This window comes from Endozoicomonas sp. YOMI1 (assembly GCF_024606345.1).
Lineage (GTDB): Bacteria > Pseudomonadota > Gammaproteobacteria > Pseudomonadales > Endozoicomonadaceae > Endozoicomonas.
Window position 1 is genome coordinate 1 of the sequence record NZ_JAHHPM010000211.1, and the last position, 1180, is coordinate 1180.

Consider the following 1180-nt stretch of genomic DNA (forward strand, 5'->3'; position numbering starts at 1 on the left):
ATGGACTTTTGTTCCGGGTTCAGATTATCGCAAACGGCATCAAGCAGTCGGTGGGTTAATGGGTTAGACGCCATTCCCAGCAAGAGCTTGATATATCCGATACCAACTTCACCTTCCGTTTTGAAGCTAGATAGCATGATCCTGGACAACTTATCAGCGGGCATGGTCTCTGCGATCTGAACCAGTAATTTGATATGGTCTTCCTGAATCAGACGGCGCTGGCCACTTGCTTTGCCGCCATCACTGTCAATTGATCGCTGCAAAACTGTCAGAGCCCGGAGCAGTTCTTTCGGCGAGAGGCTGACATCCATTTGCCATAGAGCGGGGGCATGCCTGGGCATAACAGGGTACATCCCCGTTGCCAGTGAAAAAGTCTGGGGCAAAATCCGCCGGGCAAGAGTTTTTTTAAATCTGAAAAAAGACCCATTGTCGTCGACTCCCAAGGCTTCTTTCAAAGCCCGGGATCGCTCTTTAAGGGGCAAAATGACACCTTCATCCATCAAGTCCTGAACTTTTGTAGCACTCTTTCCATCGTCCATACTGAGTGCAAGTCTAAGGTCACGGCAGCGATTTTTCGGGGGTTTGGAAATTTCATTGGCCGGGTTAGCAGGAGAGGCGCTTCGTGGACCAACGGCTTTCTTGCATACTGGACACTGTGCGGGACCTTCTGGAAGCGCCTGATGTTCAGACCGTCTTTGCACCAGACTGACCTCCCTGCCCTGAAAACGAGAATCCTGGCAAGAGGAGCAAATACTCACCGCCCTTGAATCTTCATGTTTCAAAGGCGCTGAAGAAGATAGTGAATTTATACCAGACGTTGAAGCTATATGATCCATTATTGGGTTTCCTCCAGACCGGGTAATGTATTTAGTACAGGAAATCGTTTTTTCATTCCTCCGTGTTTATCTGGTGCATTTGTTTCATTAATAAAAAACAAAGCAATTCGGAGGCTATTTAATTTCCTGACTTATAGGACAATGATTTGATTGCAAGGTTCCGGAATCAATTCAAGCTCGCACATTCGCTGCGATGCCTGAGCCCACTAAGAAGTTGGGCAAATGGAATCGTATATTTCTGACTAAGTGGGCAGTTACTATGCAAGGCACAACTAGGGAGCATAGCCTAAGCTATGTGACCGGAGTTGTAACGCCGCACGACTGCATGGATGCAGGAGCTAGAG

1 protein-coding gene is annotated in these 1180 nt (G+C 47.8%); it reads right to left on the minus strand.

Going from position 1 to position 1180, the window contains the following annotated elements:
- A partial coding sequence (locus tag KDK15_RS07270) for a hypothetical protein (protein ID WP_257294696.1) occupies positions 1 to 836 on the minus strand: 836 nt, incomplete at its 3' end.
- Positions 837 to 1180: the final 344 nt, after the last annotated feature.